The sequence below is a fragment of the Rummeliibacillus sp. POC4 genome (assembly GCF_003576525.1).
In the GTDB taxonomy this organism is placed as follows: domain Bacteria; phylum Bacillota; class Bacilli; order Bacillales_A; family Planococcaceae; genus Rummeliibacillus.
In genome coordinates this window covers 1-18,237 of the sequence record NZ_QWUA01000072.1, presented here as the reverse complement: position 1 = coordinate 18,237, position 18,237 = coordinate 1, and the positions used below count along the sequence as shown (strand labels likewise).

The following is an 18,237-nucleotide window of genomic DNA, read 5'->3' as shown; positions in this document are numbered from 1 at the left end:
TAATTGGAATCTAAGGAAAATATTATAGCATAAAATTTGCCTCCTAAATATCGTTTGGTAAACTTTTAACCCTTTAAAAAGCTTTCGTTCGTTTTTATCCCTTAGCAATTTCTAGAGATACATTTTATTGATTATCGCTAATTCTTTCATACCATAGTCTTTGAACGTTCAGTAATTCCTGTTCATTAAATTCCATTCTATATATATCGGGTTTTAATGTGCCATGTAGAAAATTCAAGTCATAGGAGCTATCGAAATATCCCATCATTAATGTCATGACAGCCCCGTGGGTTCCTATCACTACTTTTTTATTTTTAAAAGTATCTAATAGTTCTTTTAAAACTTTTATAGCCCTTTTTTGACAGTCAGCATTTGATTCTCCTCCCTCTAATGAAAAATTCGGATCTAAAAACGACTTTTCCAAAATCTTATTCAATTCCTTATCAGCTAATCTATTATTTCCAGTAGAAAATATTCTCTCTTTTAAATCTTCAAAGACTAAAACTTTTTGCCCTATTTGTTGAGCTATCTTTTCAACAGTTAATATTGAACGTATGTATGGACTTGAAATAACTGCATCGATTTTTTCATCTTTCAATATGTCAGTTACTCGCCCGGCATCTAAATAACCTTTTTCAGTTAATCCTCTGGTTCTATCATTTCCTTCTTTTGGCGACTCGCCGTGTCTCACCATATAAACTAAAGTACTTAATATATTTTCCTCCAATATGTTTCTCTTATTTTCCCCTCTTCAACTCTACTGCCTCATTTAAAAGCTATGAAAATTGGGTATATAGTTACCTACTTTTTTAGGAACGTTTTTTTAATGTTTATTCATTTGCTTTTCTGAAATCATAAATTCTATTAATCGGCAATTGTTTATCTTGGAAAAATATCGTTGAGTTATTTAACCAGCCAACATTTCCTAAGGCAGCACTAACTAGAAAAATATTTTTCTTTTTTTTAGTTCCTAAATTCTCTAAAACACCTATATAAGAAACGTCTGTTCTAAAAAATATTCCTCCATTAAAATATATCTTGAGTATATAATCTCTCTCTGGTGAGATATAAGAGCCAACTAAATTTTCACTTTTCACATCCATATTTTCTAACTTGTTAATATTAAAATTAAAGTAAAGTATTATTATGATAAACAACGAAAGAATACCTAAGATATATTTTTTCATTTGTACCCTCCTATGATTTTCTTTAAATTATAACGATAATAACTAACAAAAGTTTCCAAATTATTATTTGGTGACATTTCGTAAAAAAAGATTACAATATGGCCCTTTTTACCAAAATGAGCGCAATCCTTATTTCAGAATCGCGCCCTATTATTGAACTCCTAAGGCTGTTAAAAATGACAGACTTCTAAAACTCATGCTTCTGTTAGTTGAACTTACTAATCATTAGAGAATTTGGTAATAAACTGTTTCATTAGTACATTACCAAAAAGGGATTTATCCTATTTAGAGCATTGCCCCAATTATTTGAATAAAAATGACTTCATATTTTTCTAGAATATCTTAATTTAATATACGTTGAATTTTCCTCTGGAATTCTTTCATTATTGAAATTTAAAACCTTTGGCTACATAAAATGGAATTCCCTTCATATTTCCTTTTTGAACAGACACCCATTCATTACAGATAGCTTATTACTTTTCTAATTTAATCCAACTCTCGAAATAAGAATCATTATTTAAGTTTAGATAATTTTTCAAAAATCTAATAAATTCATTCGTATCGATTTCCTTAAACTTATAATTTTCATAGTATTCTCCTAGAAAATTTTCAGCTTGTTGTTCTCCTTTATTTTCTTGAAAAACCTTCCATAACATCTCTTGAGATTTCCCATAAATATAAGTACTTTGTTCTTTAAGTGAGTACTCATCTAATGAGAGGTTGACAGGCAGTGTAAAATCTTTATACAACTCCTCATTCACAGTAACTTCTTCTCCCTGGTACTGTACATAAAACAACCTCGATGCAAAGTTCGCTAGCCCTTCATCTAACCAAGCATCATGAAATGGATCATTACTAATTACACCATAGAACCATTGATGAGCAATTTCATGAATAACCATGCTCTTTAGAGAATCTTCATCTACAGGGGTACCCCTATAGATGGAATTTGCCATTACAACTCCAGGATATTCCATTCCTAATTCATCTAATATAATATCTAATTGCTTATGCGGATAAGGTCCTATTGTATCTTGAAAATAAGTAAGAGCATCAATTGCCAATTTCATGATGTCTTTATGCAAATCTTTTCTATCATCAACACCGAAAACTCTTATCGTAATATTATCAATCTTTTTTTCAACTACATTGGGATCCTTCAATAAAGCTATATAAAAATCCTTTATGTCTTTTCCAACTAATATGCCTGATTTTCCACTTGGATACGTATCATCATCACTTGAAGAAATAATCGTTAAATTATTGGATAGTTTGTATTGAATTTCAAAATCACTAAATGCTGTGTGATATGTTTCGCCTCTCATTCTGTAATCTTCCTTATTCCACTTATGATCTCTATAGGTAGCAATCATTGGATACCATTGCGCTAAAAAATAGTTTTTCTCATTTGCTGTGAATCGTAAACCTTTTTTGGGAAGAGTGAAATCATATTGAACGTTAACTATTACTTCATGATTAGGCTTCAATTCTTGACCCAATTTTATTTTTAATGTATCCTTCTCTAAATTAAATTTCACTTTCTCTCCATCAACTTTAATACTTTTAATACTTACATATGATGGAGTATCTAATTGTGGCGAATTCGATTTCGTAAAGATATTAGGTATAAAATAGAAGACAAGCTCTTTCCAATGATCGGTGGATATGTTTTTAATTTTGCTAGTTGAATTAACCCTAAATTTTCCTTTTTCGTCCATCTCCAAGCTAATTTTGTATTTAGCTTCACTACCAGCAGGCTTACTTTTTGGTATAAACTCTACATTATCATGACTATTCATTGAAAAGCTTGGATTCTTCTCATTTTCAATTTCTTTTGTTTCTATTTTTCCACAACTACTTATCAGGAATGAAAGGCAAGCAAATACAGATAAAATAAGAGCTGTTTGTTTCTTCAAAATAGAATACTCCCTTCGTTGTTTACCTCTTCTTATATTCCACATTCTTACATATATAACCTTTACAAACCAAAACAGGTAGCAATAAAAAACGAGTTGATATTTGATATGGATATCAACTCATTCTTAATGTAAACCATGTTTATAAAGCTTTTCATAATAAGCTGTATAAACAATATTCAAAGGAAAACCTTTCTACAACATTTCTTGGGTTATTGCGTCTTTACAAACTTTCATTTGGGGACATTATTAGATTTAAGTTCTGCATTCAAATACATGAAATGAACTTCCTTCGCCATAACCGTCAATAACTTCATGGAGAATAATTTCATTAAAGCCATTAGTTTTTAAAATATTTTCAAATTCTCCCGATTCATAAAGACGAATTGGGAAATCCATTATTTCTGATTCTTCAATTTGCCGATCTTTAACTAATTGATATTTTAATTTTGTATTTAACATCTTACTAGATCGGTCATAATTGACTTTCTTATATTCAATAATCTCGTTGCTATCAAGGTAATGTCTATTTGTTTCAATCCAATCAGGAATCTCTTTAACTGAACCTGTATTTGTCATAACGGTTAAAAGTAATTTTCCATTTTCTTTTAATAAAGTTTTCATATTAGTAAGACTCTCTTTAGCTAATTCATCTGGCAAAAGTGAAAAGGATCCAAATGGTATCAAGATTAAATCATAATTTTTACCGTTTTTAAATTCTTCTATTTTTCCAAAATAAATATTTGGATTAAGATTTAAATTCTGACCTTTTAGTTTACATACTCGCAACATTTCTTCAGAAATATCAAAACCTTCAATATCAATTCCTTTTTCCATAAAAGGAATCAGCATTCTCCCGTTTCCACACATAGGTTCTAAAACTTTCATCTTTTTATCTGTTACAAAAGATAGAAAAAACTCAAGTTCTTTTTCGTCTGCAATAGACTTATTCTTTTCGTATATCTGTGTGCAAAGTTCTCCGTAATATTCATTCAAGATAATCACCTCACATTATAATTCTATATTTCTATTAAAATAAACTGCGGCGTTAGCATATCCCTTCTCTGTAAGTCACCAACTATTTTCTACATGTTACCCTTCATTTTCCTTCCACTTACTAGATTTTGGAAACTTTAAAGGAAATTTATCATAAAATTGGATTAGAAGTTAATGAAAGGAGGCATTACAAGGGCATTTATCAATAGACATTCAGAACTGTGACAATTTTAAGCTTGAAAGAGGTGTCCGAAATTTGAAGCTTTTTAATCATATTGATCAAGCACTTAAAGAGACAAGAATTACTATCGAAGTTCCTGAGTTGGATGAACATATACAGGAAATAATTGACTTCATCAATAGGAGGGAGCAACAATTCCTTATAGGAAAAAAGGGAGAGATGCAACATATTCTCAAGCCGGATGATATCGAGTATTTTCATACTGAAAACGATCATGTAATTGCTGTGACGGAGACAGATTCTTTTATATTGAAAGAAAAATTATATGAATTAGAGGCCAAACTCCCCTCTAAAAAGTTTATCCGCTTTTCTAAATCGGTGATCGCCAATTTACATCAGTTGAACCGTTTTGAACCGTCTTTCAATGGTACTCTCTGTGTTTACTTCAAATCAGGAAAGAAAGAATATGTATCTCGAAACTACGTACCTGTGATTAAAAAAGCTCTAAAATTAAACAGGAGGAAAGAACAATGAAAACATTTATAATCCGCAGTTTCATCGGTATTTTCTTTGGAAGCTTTGTTGCGGTGTTAATCACTAATTTAAGTATTCTTTTTGGAGATTTGGTAATGATAGATGGATCATTATTTTTGAAAAACTCCATTGGTTCTATTCTCTGTGGTTGGCTTTTTACAGTCAGTCCTTTGTACTTTGAAAACAGGAAATGGAATCTTCTCCAGCAGACCATTGCTCATTTTTTAACCGTCATTCTGCTATATCTCATCTTAGCATTCTCGATTGGATGGCTTCCATTTACCATCATTAGTATTTTGTTAACATTATTCATCTCCATTGCCGTCTATACAATCTTTTGGATTGCATTTTATCTTTACTTCAAAAATCAAGCACGGAAGTTAAATGAGGACTTAAAGAAAATATAAGGTTAATACGAAAATGAAACTGATAGCCAAACAGCTAAAATCTTTTGCATTAACTGTTCCATTCATAATTTAAGGTCAATCTTGAATTATTTCTGGTTGACCTACTTTTTTGTATGTGTTCTATTATAACGGTTGGCTTCTCCTTATAGATACATAGGGAATATTAGCATGTATATTGTGTAAGTTCATTATTTTTAGTCTTCGTTTAAAACGATATATTTTTCTATAAATTAATAAAATATTTTTCTCTAAAAATTGGACTTAGTTCGCTCCAAACATCAAATTTATTACCATCTAAATCAAAGAAAACAAAGTTTCTTCCAGCATGTCCTCTGTTTTCAATTTCTCCAACTCGTATTTCTTTATCTTTAAACGCTCTATGAATCTCCTCTAATGCATTTAGTCCATTAACTTCAAATGTTATAGCAAAATGTTCTTCACCATAACAATCATAAAAGTTCAAGCTTTGATTTTCTTTAGATTTAACGAGAAAGAAACTTTGGTTTGCTAAATTAAGAATCGCTTTATCTTCGTCTTTGTAGCTTAGCTCTGCACTTAATTTATTTACATACCATTCTGAAGATAGTTCTACATTATTCACTGGTATATATGTAGTTCCTACCCTTAACAATTTATTGATCATACGATTCCCCCTATCTAATGCTTGGTAGTTAAGCTTTCTCTCTTTGTATATTTTCTCCTTATAAGTTTATTAAATCTCCAATCCATCTGTATTAGAAACAGATAATATACCTGCTCCTATATTCTATAATTCTCAAATATTCATTAATTCCTCTTTTGAGACAATACGCCAACCGTACTCTTCAAGTCTTTCTATATAAGTTTCTGTCTTCATTTTCTCACTTTCTAACACAAGCGGTTGTAGTGAAACAAAGCATTCGTTCAAAGCGTAATTGATTGTAACTTTAACTACTTCGTATCCATTATGATAATCTGCATGGAATCCTGGATCGTCTAGAATGTCCCCTTTTACTGGGCGAAAATTAGATTCAAATGTTTTCATCAATAAATTGCCAACATTATTTTCCTTTTGTTCATTTGAAGATATAAAAATCCCTAAATTTATTTTCATATTTATCACCTTTTCACATAAATTTTTTTATTCTTTTAAGCAAGTAGTACAGGATGTATAGCGTCTCAAAAGTTCAACTAATACTGTCCATATGTATGTCCCTTTTTCAGTAATCGTTTCTTTGAAATAAACTTTCACCATTTTCAAACTGTTTTATTCAACAATTGCGATTGATCGTTGAAGATTGGTTTTCAATTTCCCCCTTTTACTTTAAACATAAAAATTTTTAAGCATATTAGGATTCAGTTTTCAATTAGGTTTTCCTGTCCTTAAATTTAAATATTCTAAAACAATTCTGAAATCCCTTCTTTAAACCATGTTTTCGGGCTTTAAGTCTTATATGTCTTCTATTATATCCTCCAAAAAAAATCAGGTTACTAACTATGTAAAACAGCAAAAAGTTTTTCTAGTCATTAACGTAATAAGTAAAACTTTGTAAAAAGTGTTTACAAACAGCTTAAAGATGTATATACTTACAAAGTAAACAAAAAATTCTTAAGGAGGTCGAATAATATGAACGTTATCGTTAAATTAATGTCATTGGCAGTTACAACTTCAGTAAAAATGAAAATTACACATTCGACCAGATCGGAATGGATCGCTTAAGTTTTTTGTAATTAAGAATACCCATACCGTAGGGAGAAGTGTGACCCTGCGGTATTTTTGTGCCTTTTTCACCGTAGGGGAGTCTCTCTACGGTTTTTTCTTGTTTTAGGGTAATTTAAGGAGGTGATAATAAATGGTATTAAACATGTTTACTCTCACGATAACTATTACAAAACGTGAGAACTCTCTTGAGAAAGCACTTCATAATGAAAATGTGAAAAAAATCTTTGAAGAGAACCGAAGAAAAGTAGAAAATTATAATCGTATTCGTCAATATTAATCTTTGTTAATCCAAAAACATGAAAGGTGGGAATTGATATGATTTATATGATCAAAAAACGTCAGGCTGTTTTATGGATGGAGAATGACACAACCTAGCAACAGATAAAGTAATATAAAGTGGCTATTTAATTTAAAACCTCATTAAAGCTAACCCGTTCTAACCAAGGACGGGTTGCTTCAAGAGGTATCTTCACCAATAGGGCTCAATATTGAATAAAAACCTATTAGGTTAATCCAGATTAATTAAATTGATTCAACCAAGAAAGTAAATCTTTAAACATTTCGTTAGTAAACTGGTGACCAGTATTTGGATAAATATGAAAACTGCAGAACTGCGCCCTATTGTTGAAAGATCTCTAAATTTTATTTAGAGGTCTTTTATTGTGTCTAATAGAATATATTTAAAGTTTTTTCTACTATCTGTTTTATACTTCTTAAAAACGATACCATCTATTTAAGAATAGTTCTTGATTTTTCTCTTTTACTTCAAAAGATATAGTGAAATATCGAAAATCACGGGCTGGTATTGGAGGAACTTTAAAATCAACATCAATTAAAATATCCAGTTAAAAACTGTATAGACTCCAAATACCTCCGCGAATTTTCAAGTTTATTTAGAATCCCCTCTAGTTGTCGTTGTTTAATAACTACAGGATAAATTTCGTGAACCATGCAATATACTTTGCACCTGGAATGAATAACACTTGTGCAAAAAGTGTTCCTAGTAGCCTTGATGTTACCATCATAATGGATGCACTTTTTAAGGTGATATATTTTCCTTTTTGATTTATAACATCATCTGCTAAAATTGAAATTTTAGGATCAATAAAGACAATAAGTAATATTGTAGCTACTCCATTGATTAACCCTGACGCCATAACGACCGTTGTCGCTCGTTCAGGTACAATTAAAGCTGCATATAGTGCAGAGAAAACTCCTATTGTATAAATTGCTGTAATCAGTATATTAATGCAAAATAATTTTATAGGTATATCTCGCCAACTCATACCTCTTAAATAAGCATATCTAGGTAGATGAATATGCTTTTTTGCTCTTCTTAAATAAGGAATTGTAAATCCTTTTTTCAATAACGCTGGTACCGAGCCTCGTTCTTCTGCCAAATGAATGATAGCTCTTGAAAAAATAGCAATAAATGTTGGTAATAAAAGTAAACCGATTATTGTACCTAATGTTGCAGCACCAATTAGAATTCGAAACTGACTCTCAACAAATGCTAAAGTATTTTCTTCTGGTGCATTATCTATTAAACTTCCGGTAAAAGGTTGTTGCATCATATTTGCCAGCCTTGATACCATTACCATGACATTGAATAGAGAAAGAGCTGATGCCAAAAGTTTTACTCTTGCCCCTGATAAACGAACTGAATACGCTAATGGTTCGATTGAATGAATGATTAAGATAAATAATGCAATCATTACTAATTGTGTTGTGAAAAATCCCAAAGACATTACCTACTTCATTTTTATTTGTTAGAAAAACCCTCTTTACTTATAAACGATCTTAGAACGCAATTTGTTTCGAATTTTCTGAATTCCATTAAAGGTTGCGCCCCTACCTAAAGAAAACTCAATTTTTTAAGTAATGCCCTATTTATATAGAAAAACGTTCTTCTTATTCAGCTATAAAGTCGTAGGTAGTCTTCACTCCTAAATCCCCGAAAAGCGTTTCAAATGTATGTATTCACATCCACTAAATGTGTTATCCCATCGGAGCTTCTTATATCAAGCTCAAATTTTATAAGCATTTAGCGATATAAACAATCTTTTGAATAACAGGATCAACCTCTTTATTGTCTTTTATCACAAATTATTACTTTATCATGATAAATTCAACTAGAAGAACATGATCGCTATGAATTTTTTACGTGAAATATAATACGGCCTATTTCTTAATCAGATATGTGATGCACTTTTATCTTAGGCCAAATAGACTTCCAATTCTTTTTTATAATTCGTTGTTCGTAAATTGCGGTCAGTTTTTTGTTTTCTGTGAAATAGGGAGTCGGTTTCACTTCTAAGTTGAAGACATCATCTAACCCACAAGGAGCAGTAAGGACTAAATTATGATCCTTGTCTAGCTTCACTCCAAGAGCAGTCGCAGTTTCCGGAAACTTTGAAATAGCATCTTCCGAAGAAGTATAAGGAGGAAGATTATTGATGACATGCATTCTAGCTTCATTTTTTACAGACCAAGGTATATTAGGCATAAGTTTTATCAACTTATTCTCTAATTCTTTTTCAAAATCCTCATCAATTTTTGTTTTATCAAAATAGATAACATCAACATCTGGCGTTTCAGTTCTATCATTAAATTCGTGCAATGTGTCCCATATTTTTGAACGTACAAATCCTGCACAAATCCACCAATCAGGTAAATTCAAAGTGCTTGCAACTTTTATAATCTCCATCATTTTCTCATCGCATTGAATTAGCTTTATCACATCTTCTTCATTCTTTAACATCTTGCTTTTTCCCCCTTTCAGCTTCGAACATATATTCCTATTCTAGCACACAAGTATAAAAAGAAGGAATATTCCATAAATTCCTTAATATCTACATGAGTTCACAAAATTATTATTTCGTTACAGCATTTTTTAATAAAAAATGCATCTTTATAAAAAGATGCAGATACTCACTTATTCAATTAAATCCCCGACCATGTCTCGGTTGTGAGAAATTCTAAACTCTTTTAGAGACTTTAGGTAAAAAAACGTTTTTTACCGCACCTATAATTCCAGGTATCAAAAATGCGATACCAAAAAAGACTGTAAGTAAATTGAAATGTGGTGTTTCATAAAAAGTAAACCACTCTCTGAAAATGGAGGATTCAGTGATTCTTCCAAATATCGTTCCGCCAATATCTCTATAATTAGGTATCCATCCTGTTGCTTCACAAATAATAAAAAATATTTGTGACAATAAAAATACACCAATAGAAGATACCCAAGCTCTCCTCAAAAATGGAATAGGATTTTGTTTATTAGCCAAGTAATAGTCCCCCTCTCTATTAAGAAATACCATTTATATAGCTAAGAAAAAGACAAGTAATATATTTCAACATTAAACATATTTTACCTAAATATTTTAAAAATCTCTAATGTATTATTCGATTAAATGGCTTTAGACTATGCTTACTCTAGAATTGCGCCCTTTTTTGAATAAGAATTGAACAGAAACGAAGTCTCTTCCAATAAAATTAGCTGAAACTGGACTTAATTCGAATTCTCTTGCGCAAATCGAAAGTTGGCCAACATTAATACACCGTTAGTTTGACAAGCAGCCTATTCAATTACACATTTTCTACGTACTGCGCCTTGCTTACTTTCCAAAATAGTTATGGTATAATTATCCAAAAAGAGAGGTGACAACTAAATGGGAATTGGATTTGGTGATGCATTAATTTTATTTTTTCCAATCATCTTTTACATAGCTCCCCTTATTTTCGTAATTTGGTTTCTAATTAAATTCCTTAAAGTTCAAAAAGAAAAGAATGAAATATTAAGAGCTATAGCTGAAAAGAAAGATAAGCAAAATGATTAGACAGGTAAACCTGTCTTTTTATGTCACATCACCCTTCAACTATGCATTAAAAATTCTCCTTGTCTCTAATATTTACTCTTTTATTCGAACGTTCATTCTTGTATATTTAATTTATACCAATAATTGGAGGGTGAATTATGAACTCAATCGAATTAATACTTTTGAATTTCAACGAAGTACGAAGAAGAAGCATTAAGGTTTGGACGTCTATTCCCCAAGAAAAACTACATTGGAAACCCGATATCGAAGCAATGACTTGTATTGAGATGATTAGGCATGTTCTAGAAAGCGAACATTATTACCATCTAGCTATCCAAAATCACGGCAGTCTGGCAGAGTTTGATTCTCCTTTTGAAGAGCAACCTTTTTCCACTGTAAATGAGGAATTGAAATTTGCAGAACCATTTAGAAATGACTTCTTTAAAACTATTAAATCATTTTCTGAAGAAGATTTAACAAGCATTAAAATTGATCGTTCTGATTCAGGTTACGTTCGAAGTTTGGGCGACATGTTGCTAAGAATCGCCTATCATGAATCAGTTCATACTGGACAATTGCTAGATTACTTAAGAACTGCTAAGGTTCCAAGAGTTCGAGTTTGGGATTAATTTATCCCACAGGTGTAATCACTTCTGTGTTACGCCTTTTCTTTAATTACTACGAATCATCCTTCAACTATGCAGTAAAATTCCCTTGTCTCTTCTTCAAGTAAACTGGGCTTAAATAAAAAATGAACGCTTATCCTTGTTCAAGCATAGTGCCCTTTTCTTGAATAAAAATTAAACAGAAACGAAGTCTCTTCCAATAAAGTTAGCTGAAACTGGACTTAATTCTAATTCTCTTGCCCAAACCGAAAGTTGGCCAACATGATGAATTTCATGAGCAACTATATGATGTAATATTTCACTTCTTGTATAATTATCTTCATCCCAAGGAACAGACACAAGTTTATCAATTGGTTCATCCGAATTTGTTTGTATAAACTTAACTATGTCATTACGAAATGTATCTGAGAGAGATTTAACTTTTTCTAGGGTATTATAATCATTAAACTGAATTACCATATCGTCTTTACCCTCTATAGCACGAATCCAACTATACTCCACATCAATTATATGAAAAAGGGTATTTAAAATACTTCCTACTCCTCCAATACGGTCTTTTAACAAATCTTCTGTTGTTAATTGATTACACCAGTTAAACCATTCGTCTCTTACCTGCCAGTTATACTCAAAAAATTTTATCATTGAAAACACCCCAATACTTAATTGTTAGTCTAATAAGGTATTAGCTTCTTATCCCAAAATTCCTTGTTCTTTTTAAATTAAATAGCCTAAAAATTAATGAAAGACTGCTTTTTCAATTAAATGGCCCGATTGTTGCCCGTTTTTAGAAGATCATTAGAAAAAGCACCAATTCAAATGCTTGATCTATTAAAGTGATGTTAGTTTAAAATTGATTTACGAATTTAAAAATTACTGTTCTCTTTTTTCAACAAATAACAAAAATAGTGTTGCCAGTGGACCTACTACAAGAGAAAGTAAAAACCAGTTTAACCCCGTCCTATTCTTCCCTTGTGCAAATGCAGCATTTATCAACGCCAGTGTTCCCCAACCTACAAAATATTGGTTATCCATCGTATGTATTCTCCTTTATAGCACTTTAATTAAATAAATTATACCATCTTCATAAATTTATAGAAAAATTTCCATTTGTAATCTATTAATTATATATGAGACCATTGTTTGGAACACGGAGATTGTTAGATTGACATTTGTCCATCAAATTAGGGGCTTTTATTTCCTTTTGGGATGGATTTATTTTTTTTCGGGGTTGTTTATATCTTTTTTGGGTGTCTTTATTTCAGGTGGTTTTGTTTATTTCCAAATTAGGGGCTTTTATTTCTTTTTTGAATGGGTTTATTTCTTTTTAGGGATGTTTATTTCTTTTTTGGTTGTTTTTATTTCTTGTAGTGCAAAAAAGGATAGATAGAGCGAATTTCTTCAAGCTCTTCTATCCTTTTAATTTTTTCTATCTTCTAAAGATCTTTCCTAGACGATAAACGCAAAGTATGAAAGGAATAATAAACAAAGTACATACATAATTGGATGAACTTCTTTATAACGTTTTTGTGCTACTAAACATATTGGATAAAAAACAAAGCCTAATCCAATACCGATTGCCACACTAGATGTTAGAGGCATCATAATAATTGTTAAAAATGATGGAATAACAATTTCTAACTTCGTCCATTCGATATTACGGATTTGCATTGCCATTAATGCACCTACAATAATCAATGCAGCTGAAGTTACTTCGACTGAAATAACGCTAACAATTGGCGAGAAGAACAAAGCAACTAAGAAACAAGCTGCAATAACGACAGACGTAAAGCCGGTTCTTCCTCCGACAGCAATACCAGCAGAAGATTCAACACTTGTAGCAGGTGTTGATGTACCTAAAATAGCACCAATGACACCAGCAGTTGAATCGGCAAGTAATCCTTTTCCGATATTCGGAATTTTGTTATCTTTCATCATACCGGCTTGGCTCGTTAATCCAATTAATGCACCAGCTGTATCAAAGAAAGCAACGATTAAGAACGTGAAGATAACTGTCAATGTTTCTGGGGTAAAAATTTCATCTAAATGGCCAAACACGACACCAAATGTTGGTTTAATACTTGGTATACTGCCAACAACTGATGAAGGAACATCGATTAATCCAAAAATCATACCAATAATTGTTGTAATGACCATACCGTAGAAAATACCGCCACTGATGCCACGTACTAACATAACGATTGTAATAATAAGACAAATAACGGCTAGTAACGTCATTGGTGAAGTTAAATCGCCAAGCGCAACAAATGTGTCTTTATTGCCAACAATAATGCCACCATCTTTTAAGCCGATAAATGTGATGAAGAATCCAATGCCGGAAGCGATTGCATATTTTAAATTCTGTGGAATAATATTAATAATTTTTTCTCGAATTTTAAATAAGCTTAATAGTGTAAAAATGATTCCTGCAACAAAAACGCCAGTTAAAGTAACTTGCCAGTCAATACCCATTCCAATACACACAGAAAAAGTAAAGAATGAATTCAATCCCATACTAGGGGCAATGGCGATTGGGAAGTTAGCAAGTAACCCCATAAGAAGTGTTCCGATGATCGCAGTAAGCGCAGTTGCCGTAAATACAGCCCCATGATCCATACCAGATTGGCTTAGAATAAGTGGATTGACGATTAATATATATGCGATAGATAAGAAAGTCGTTATCCCTGCAAGTGTTTCCTGCTTATAGGAAGTGTTCCGTTCTGCAAATTTAAAAAAGTTTCTCATGTTGTAGTCTCCTATTTGCTAGATTAAAGATTTGAAAGGGAATGATTTCAAAATTAGTATTACCCAATTCATTTTAATTTCCCCTTGATATTAAAAAAACTTTGACCTAATTAGGCCAAAGTTTCTTCTACAAAACGGAATAAAAATATCATTAAAATCCCATTCCTTGTAGACAAGCTATTATCGGTAGCTGGTAGAAACTTTCAAGCCGTATTCTTGAAATTATACAAGGTTATCTATTCTTTTATTAAAAACATTAGTTGAATAATAACAAGTTAAATTTAAAACGTCAATGGTATATTTCCCTAATAAAAAATATAAAAATATTCAAAAAAGAACGAAAAGTTAATGTGATACTAGATCTATAAAAAATTACAGTAAAACAGCTCGACGCAAAGGTTGGAAAAATCTTTAATACTGTCCAAACATCTGGTTTTAATATGAGTCTTTAATATCAGCAAGTTATATTAGAAAAATAAGTTTTAAATAAAAGTGCGTTAGGAAAATCTAACATTCCCCTAACGCACTTCAGTAAAAAATATAAATTCTCCATTAAAGCTGTTATAACAACTTTAACGTTGATAGCTATGTATAAAATTAATGCCAAAACTGAAATACCTTAATAAGCTATTTTAGTTTTATTGTTACATTTCTTTTTCGTCATTTAACTACGCTTCGTTTCCAATATACGGTATACCTTTAACTATTTATTTACTAGGACATCTGATGATTTCTCGTATTTAAATAAAATTAACTTAGGTGTTAACTGAGTCTCTTTAGTCTTTTTGTAGCCAAATTTTTCGTAAAAATGGTGATTTCGAAAACTTAAATATGGAGTATACAAAGTCCATAATTTCACATTTGGAAATTTTTCTTCTAAAAACTGAATAGCCGCAGTACCAACTCCTTTATTTTGACTGGTTGGAGAAATGAACACTTTATCTATATGCATACGTTCATCATTACCTCTTACATCAATTGCACCAATAATTGTATCTTCATCTAATATTGTAAAGTGATGATATTTTTTTATATTTTCCGCTAACTTCTCAAATGTTTCGCAAGCTGGATTTGTTTCAAAGTCCTCGTATTTTTCCAAGTCCTCTTGAAATGAAGCTTTTTGAATAGGAAGTAAAATTTCTATATCGTCAACCGTTGATTTTCTAAATGCTAATGCCATCATAAGGCCTCCTATATCCCCATATTTTTCTATTATAATTTTTATGGTTTAAAAAAGAATGTTATTTAATAATATAGTCCTTTAATGAAAAAGAGCGCCAATCTTTATAGAATCGCGCACAATTGTTGAATATCCTGATTTATATAAGATCCCGTTAAGGAAACAATAAATGTACCTAAACTTAAGTAGCTTCCGGAAATTTTATGCTATTGGTGTTCCATTTTTAACAGGTTTATCTGGTTTTAATAATACCACATCACCATCTTCTGGGACGCCTCCAATTACCAATACTTCAGATTTAAACCCTGCGATACGTCTTGAGGGGAAGTTTACTACTGCCACTACTTGACTTCCAATAAGTTGTTCTGGTTTATATCTTTGTGTAATTTGTGCAGAAGACTGCTTGATGCCCATTTCCCCAAAATCAATTTCTAGTTTTATTGCAGGTTTTCTTGCTTCAGGAAAAAATTCTGCTTTTACAACAGTACCAATACGGATATCCAATTTCAAAAAATCCTCAATTGTCGCCATTCAAAAACCTCACTTCCTTACAATTATTCTAATTTTGAATCATCACCTAATTTAATTAAAGATTTTTGAACAAACGATTTACGTATTTTACATATAACTTTATCGTGAAACATAATCCTATTTATCATACGATGAACTCTTAAGCTATTAGAAAATACGACTTAGTAAAAATTATGTGAGATAAGCACTTATTTTACACTAAGCCGTATCAAGAATCTTTACTTTTTCATTTCAAGCCCAACTAAATGATTCAAGCTGCATGTTTAGCAATTTAGCTTGAATAATGCTTCTTCTCTAAAACTTCATCATGCATTGATATTAATCGCTAATTCTTCCTTCAATCGTTCTACAGCTGCTTCTGTATTCACTTCTAAGCCTAGTTCTTTTAACGTTTCGCCTATTTTAACAATTGCTTCTTCTAGCATTTCGGTTGTGGTGTTTCCCATATGACCGATTCGGAAGGCTTTTCCTGCAAGATGTGCAAGAGAGCCTGCTACGATGACACCTTTATCGGCCAATGCTTTTCGAAATGCTGCATCATCTACCCCTTCTGGATAAAGGATGCAACTTAATGTTGGCGCTGCAATGTCTTCAGAAGCTAAAGGTTTCATGCCATATGTGGAAAGTGCTGCTCGTACGGCTTTACCATACTTAGTATGGCGCTCGATCCGTACAGGCATTGATTCTTTTAGTACTTTTTCCAATGCTACATCATACGCATAAATAAGGTTTACTGCTGGTGTTGCGAAATAGTTAGTCGGTTGGTCCATAACTGAACGCCAATTTTTGATATCTGCGTAATAGGCAGGGATTCTACCAATTTGTTGACGTTTGTCTAGTGCGTTTTTTCCAAAAGCAACGATGGCTAAACCTGGTGGTACACCAATAGCTTTTTGGGAACCTGTTAAGACAACGTCGATTGTCGCGCCCTTTTGGTCACCATATTCTTTTGACAAATCTTCTTCTAAAGCAGCGGTTGCACAAACACCATCTACAATGGAAAGTGCGCCATATCGTTTCACTAAAGGAATCAAAACATCCAAATTTGCTGCAACCCCTGTAGAAGTATCCGCATGCGTAATCGTAACCGCTGCATAATTTGAGTTTGCTAACTTTTCTTCTACTAATGCAGGGTCTACATGTTTTCCCCATTCTGCTTGCAACACATCTACTTCAATACCAAAAGCTTGTCCAAGTTTGATAAATCGGTCTCCAAAATAGCCATTGCTCAAAACTAATAGTTTCTCGCCAACAGCCACTGTATTTAATAAGGCCATTTCCATCGCAAGTGTCCCAGAACCAGCGACAATATACACTTCCCCATCCGTATTAAAAAGCTTTTTTGTGTTATCAATTGCTCTTTTGTAAATCGCCGCAAAACGTGGATCTGTATGGCCCATTGTTTCACTCGCAAGCGCATCATAAATATCATCCGTCACTGGTGTTGGACCTGGTATCAATAATAGTTCTTTATTTGTCATCTATACAACCCCCTTGTATTTCTTCCATCATATGTAATTAGTGATATGTAAGTCAATATGAAAGTATCTGTCATTTATGAATTCTGCTTATTCGGAAATTAGTGGAGAATGCCGCATGAAGCTCCCCGCCATATTTCATCTACAGTAACGGTCAGGAAGACACTTACATGATCAATGGAGGCGAAGCTAAGCCATTTAGCAACATTGGTATGTCCTAAAAATCGGAAAACCAAGCTTACTTATCAGAAAGTATTGAAAATTCCATTAGAATTGTTGTATTCTTTAAAGAATATGATTTGTATGAGGTGATTGTTTTTGAATAGTCATACGACTGAAACGGTCGAACAAATTCGTTTCCATGAGGATGATACCTTCCTACAGGGGGTGAAAGATTGCATTCCCACATTATTAGGATACATAAGTATTGGCTTAGCTTTCGGTGTTGTGGGGGCCGCTTCTGGATTAAAATTATATGAAATCGCATTATTGACCATACTCGTCTATGCCGGATCTGCGCAATTTATCTTTTGTGGGCTTATTTTATCTGGCACACCTGCATCTGCGATTATCTTTACCATTTTCATCGTCAACTTAAGACATTTTCTCATGAGTCTAACGGTCGCTCCGAATTTCACCAAATACTCATTAATGCGCAACATAGGCTTTGGCACATTATTGACAGATGAGACGTTCGGGGTTGCCATGACGAAAATTATGCAAACGAAGAAAATCAGTGGAAAATGGATGGACGGTTTAAATGTCACAGCCTATTTAGTGTGGATTGCCGCTTGTATCTCAGGTGCTTTTTTAGGTCAATGGATTGCCCATCCTGAGAAATGGGGATTAGACTTCGCTTTAACAGCTATGTTTGTAGCTTTACTTATCTTACAACTTGCAAGTGTTGGCAAAACGAAACTCGCAAAAAATCTTTTACTT

The 18,237-nt window shown here is 32.3% G+C and carries 21 protein-coding genes and 1 riboswitch; of the genes, 6 read left to right on the top strand and 15 right to left on the bottom strand.

Annotation, left to right across the window (positions count from 1 at the left end; all coding sequences use genetic code 11):
• Window positions 1–124: 124 nt before the first annotated feature.
• The 4 genes from D1606_RS15665 to D1606_RS15645 all read right to left on the bottom strand — a co-directional run bounded on the left by D1606_RS15665 (window position 125) and on the right by D1606_RS15645 (window position 4,099).
• On the bottom strand, window positions 125–694 hold the full coding sequence (locus D1606_RS15665) for a histidine phosphatase family protein (protein WP_119416952.1): 570 nt from the start codon (window positions 692–694) through the stop codon (window positions 125–127).
• 136 nt (window positions 695–830) lie between these two features.
• The gene (locus tag D1606_RS15660; protein ID WP_119416950.1) at window positions 831–1,187 is read right to left on the bottom strand and encodes a DUF5412 family protein; all 357 of its coding nucleotides are present in this window, start codon (window positions 1,185–1,187) and stop codon (window positions 831–833) included.
• Between the two features lie 473 nt (window positions 1,188–1,660).
• Window positions 1,661–3,103 (bottom strand): M1 family metallopeptidase, encoded by a 1,443-nt coding sequence (locus tag D1606_RS15650; protein ID WP_158582403.1) that lies wholly within the window; start codon window positions 3,101–3,103, stop codon window positions 1,661–1,663.
• Window positions 3,104–3,358: 255 nt separating this feature from the next.
• Window positions 3,359–4,099, bottom strand: a complete 741-nt coding sequence (locus D1606_RS15645; RefSeq protein ID WP_119416948.1) for a class I SAM-dependent methyltransferase — start codon at window positions 4,097–4,099, stop codon at window positions 3,359–3,361.
• A gap of 256 nt (window positions 4,100–4,355) precedes the next feature.
• Here D1606_RS15645 and D1606_RS15640 point away from each other — a divergent pair, with 256 nt between their 5' ends.
• Both D1606_RS15640 and D1606_RS15635 read left to right on the top strand, forming a co-directional pair.
• Window positions 4,356–4,814: a LytTR family DNA-binding domain-containing protein gene (locus D1606_RS15640; protein ID WP_119416947.1), complete on the top strand. Its 459-nt coding sequence runs from the start codon at window positions 4,356–4,358 to the stop codon at window positions 4,812–4,814.
• Window positions 4,811–5,221, top strand: coding sequence for a DUF3021 domain-containing protein (locus D1606_RS15635; RefSeq protein ID WP_119416946.1), 411 nt, complete (start codon window positions 4,811–4,813; stop codon window positions 5,219–5,221). The genes D1606_RS15640 and D1606_RS15635 overlap by 4 nt, the downstream gene beginning before the upstream one ends.
• A gap of 223 nt (window positions 5,222–5,444) precedes the next feature.
• On the opposite strand, the gene D1606_RS15630 is transcribed toward D1606_RS15635, so the two are convergent.
• Together D1606_RS15630 and D1606_RS15625 are read right to left on the bottom strand one after the other, a co-directional pair.
• Window positions 5,445–5,864 (bottom strand): VOC family protein, encoded by a 420-nt coding sequence (locus D1606_RS15630; RefSeq protein WP_119416945.1) that lies wholly within the window; start codon window positions 5,862–5,864, stop codon window positions 5,445–5,447.
• A 132-nt stretch (window positions 5,865–5,996) separates the two neighbouring features.
• On the bottom strand, window positions 5,997–6,314 hold the full coding sequence (locus D1606_RS15625) for a hypothetical protein (RefSeq protein WP_119416944.1): 318 nt from the start codon (window positions 6,312–6,314) through the stop codon (window positions 5,997–5,999).
• A gap of 739 nt (window positions 6,315–7,053) precedes the next feature.
• Between D1606_RS15625 and D1606_RS15620 the strand changes: the two genes are divergently transcribed.
• Window positions 7,054–7,200 carry a YrzI family small protein gene (locus D1606_RS15620; protein ID WP_119416943.1) on the top strand — a complete coding sequence of 49 codons (147 nt, stop codon included), beginning with the start codon at window positions 7,054–7,056 and terminating at the stop codon, window positions 7,198–7,200.
• 649 nt (window positions 7,201–7,849) lie between these two features.
• Here D1606_RS15620 and D1606_RS15615 read toward each other — a convergent pair.
• From D1606_RS15615 to D1606_RS15605, 3 genes are all read right to left on the bottom strand, one after another.
• Window positions 7,850–8,638 (bottom strand): lipid II flippase Amj family protein, encoded by a 789-nt coding sequence (locus D1606_RS15615; RefSeq protein ID WP_119416951.1) that lies wholly within the window; start codon window positions 8,636–8,638, stop codon window positions 7,850–7,852.
• 473 nt (window positions 8,639–9,111) lie between these two features.
• Entirely contained in the window at window positions 9,112–9,684 is a 573-nt protein-coding gene (locus tag D1606_RS15610; RefSeq protein WP_119416942.1) for a nucleotidyltransferase family protein, read from the bottom strand.
• A gap of 217 nt (window positions 9,685–9,901) precedes the next feature.
• Window positions 9,902–10,210, bottom strand: a complete 309-nt coding sequence (locus D1606_RS15605; RefSeq protein WP_119416941.1) for a YfzA family protein — start codon at window positions 10,208–10,210, stop codon at window positions 9,902–9,904.
• A gap of 384 nt (window positions 10,211–10,594) precedes the next feature.
• Between D1606_RS15605 and D1606_RS18990 the strand changes: the two genes are divergently transcribed.
• Together D1606_RS18990 and D1606_RS15600 are read left to right on the top strand one after the other, a co-directional pair.
• Window positions 10,595–10,762 (top strand): hypothetical protein, encoded by a 168-nt coding sequence (locus D1606_RS18990; RefSeq protein WP_199670771.1) that lies wholly within the window; start codon window positions 10,595–10,597, stop codon window positions 10,760–10,762.
• A gap of 137 nt (window positions 10,763–10,899) precedes the next feature.
• Window positions 10,900–11,370: a DinB family protein gene (locus tag D1606_RS15600; RefSeq protein ID WP_119416940.1), complete on the top strand. Its 471-nt coding sequence runs from the start codon at window positions 10,900–10,902 to the stop codon at window positions 11,368–11,370.
• A gap of 171 nt (window positions 11,371–11,541) precedes the next feature.
• On the opposite strand, the gene D1606_RS15595 is transcribed toward D1606_RS15600, so the two are convergent.
• The 6 genes from D1606_RS15595 to D1606_RS15575 form a co-directional block, all read right to left on the bottom strand.
• Window positions 11,542–12,009 (bottom strand): DinB family protein, encoded by a 468-nt coding sequence (locus D1606_RS15595; RefSeq protein ID WP_119416939.1) that lies wholly within the window; start codon window positions 12,007–12,009, stop codon window positions 11,542–11,544.
• Window positions 12,010–12,237: 228 nt separating this feature from the next.
• Window positions 12,238–12,399 carry a hypothetical protein gene (locus D1606_RS18985; RefSeq protein ID WP_199670770.1) on the bottom strand — a complete coding sequence of 54 codons (162 nt, stop codon included), beginning with the start codon at window positions 12,397–12,399 and terminating at the stop codon, window positions 12,238–12,240.
• Between the two features lie 414 nt (window positions 12,400–12,813).
• Window positions 12,814–14,109 (bottom strand): NCS2 family permease, encoded by a 1,296-nt coding sequence (locus D1606_RS15590; protein ID WP_119416938.1) that lies wholly within the window; start codon window positions 14,107–14,109, stop codon window positions 12,814–12,816.
• Window positions 14,110–14,258: 149 nt separating this feature from the next.
• Window positions 14,259–14,359, bottom strand: a riboswitch (purine riboswitch).
• Between the two features lie 453 nt (window positions 14,360–14,812).
• A complete protein-coding gene (locus D1606_RS15585; protein ID WP_158582402.1) occupies window positions 14,813–15,289 on the bottom strand; it encodes a GNAT family N-acetyltransferase in 477 nt (158 codons plus the stop codon).
• 201 nt (window positions 15,290–15,490) lie between these two features.
• Window positions 15,491–15,820, bottom strand: a complete 330-nt coding sequence (gene csaA / locus D1606_RS15580) for a chaperone CsaA (RefSeq protein ID WP_119416936.1) — start codon at window positions 15,818–15,820, stop codon at window positions 15,491–15,493.
• Between the two features lie 305 nt (window positions 15,821–16,125).
• Complete coding sequence (locus D1606_RS15575) at window positions 16,126–17,301, bottom strand: pyridoxal-phosphate-dependent aminotransferase family protein (protein ID WP_119416935.1); 1,176 nt, start codon at window positions 17,299–17,301, stop codon at window positions 16,126–16,128.
• A 315-nt stretch (window positions 17,302–17,616) separates the two neighbouring features.
• On the opposite strand from D1606_RS15575, the gene D1606_RS15570 reads away from it, so the two are divergent.
• The coding region (locus tag D1606_RS15570) for an AzlC family ABC transporter permease (RefSeq protein ID WP_147414536.1) at window positions 17,617–18,237 on the top strand (621 nt) is incomplete at its 3' end.

Coding starts and splice junctions, on each gene's coding strand:
- D1606_RS15665 (WP_119416952.1), bottom strand. CDS start 694: ATGGTGAGACACGGCGAGTCGCCAAAAGAAGGAAATGATAGAACCAGA.
- D1606_RS15660 (WP_119416950.1), bottom strand. CDS start 1,187: ATGAAAAAATATATCTTAGGTATTCTTTCGTTGTTTATCATAATAATA.
- D1606_RS15635 (WP_119416946.1), top strand. CDS start 4,811: ATGAAAACATTTATAATCCGCAGTTTCATCGGTATTTTCTTTGGAAGC.
- D1606_RS15630 (WP_119416945.1), bottom strand. CDS start 5,864: ATGATCAATAAATTGTTAAGGGTAGGAACTACATATATACCAGTGAAT.
- D1606_RS15625 (WP_119416944.1), bottom strand. CDS start 6,314: ATGAAAATAAATTTAGGGATTTTTATATCTTCAAATGAACAAAAGGAA.
- D1606_RS15620 (WP_119416943.1), top strand. CDS start 7,054: ATGGTATTAAACATGTTTACTCTCACGATAACTATTACAAAACGTGAG.
- D1606_RS15615 (WP_119416951.1), bottom strand. CDS start 8,638: ATGATTGCATTATTTATCTTAATCATTCATTCAATCGAACCATTAGCG.
- D1606_RS15610 (WP_119416942.1), bottom strand. CDS start 9,684: ATGTTAAAGAATGAAGAAGATGTGATAAAGCTAATTCAATGCGATGAG.
- D1606_RS18990 (WP_199670771.1), top strand. CDS start 10,595: ATGGGAATTGGATTTGGTGATGCATTAATTTTATTTTTTCCAATCATC.
- D1606_RS15600 (WP_119416940.1), top strand. CDS start 10,900: ATGAACTCAATCGAATTAATACTTTTGAATTTCAACGAAGTACGAAGA.
- D1606_RS15595 (WP_119416939.1), bottom strand. CDS start 12,009: ATGATAAAATTTTTTGAGTATAACTGGCAGGTAAGAGACGAATGGTTT.
- D1606_RS18985 (WP_199670770.1), bottom strand. CDS start 12,399: ATGGATAACCAATATTTTGTAGGTTGGGGAACACTGGCGTTGATAAAT.
- D1606_RS15590 (WP_119416938.1), bottom strand. CDS start 14,109: ATGAGAAACTTTTTTAAATTTGCAGAACGGAACACTTCCTATAAGCAG.
- D1606_RS15585 (WP_158582402.1), bottom strand. CDS start 15,289: ATGGCATTAGCATTTAGAAAATCAACGGTTGACGATATAGAAATTTTA.
- csaA (WP_119416936.1), bottom strand. CDS start 15,820: ATGGCGACAATTGAGGATTTTTTGAAATTGGATATCCGTATTGGTACT.
- D1606_RS15575 (WP_119416935.1), bottom strand. CDS start 17,301: ATGACAAATAAAGAACTATTATTGATACCAGGTCCAACACCAGTGACG.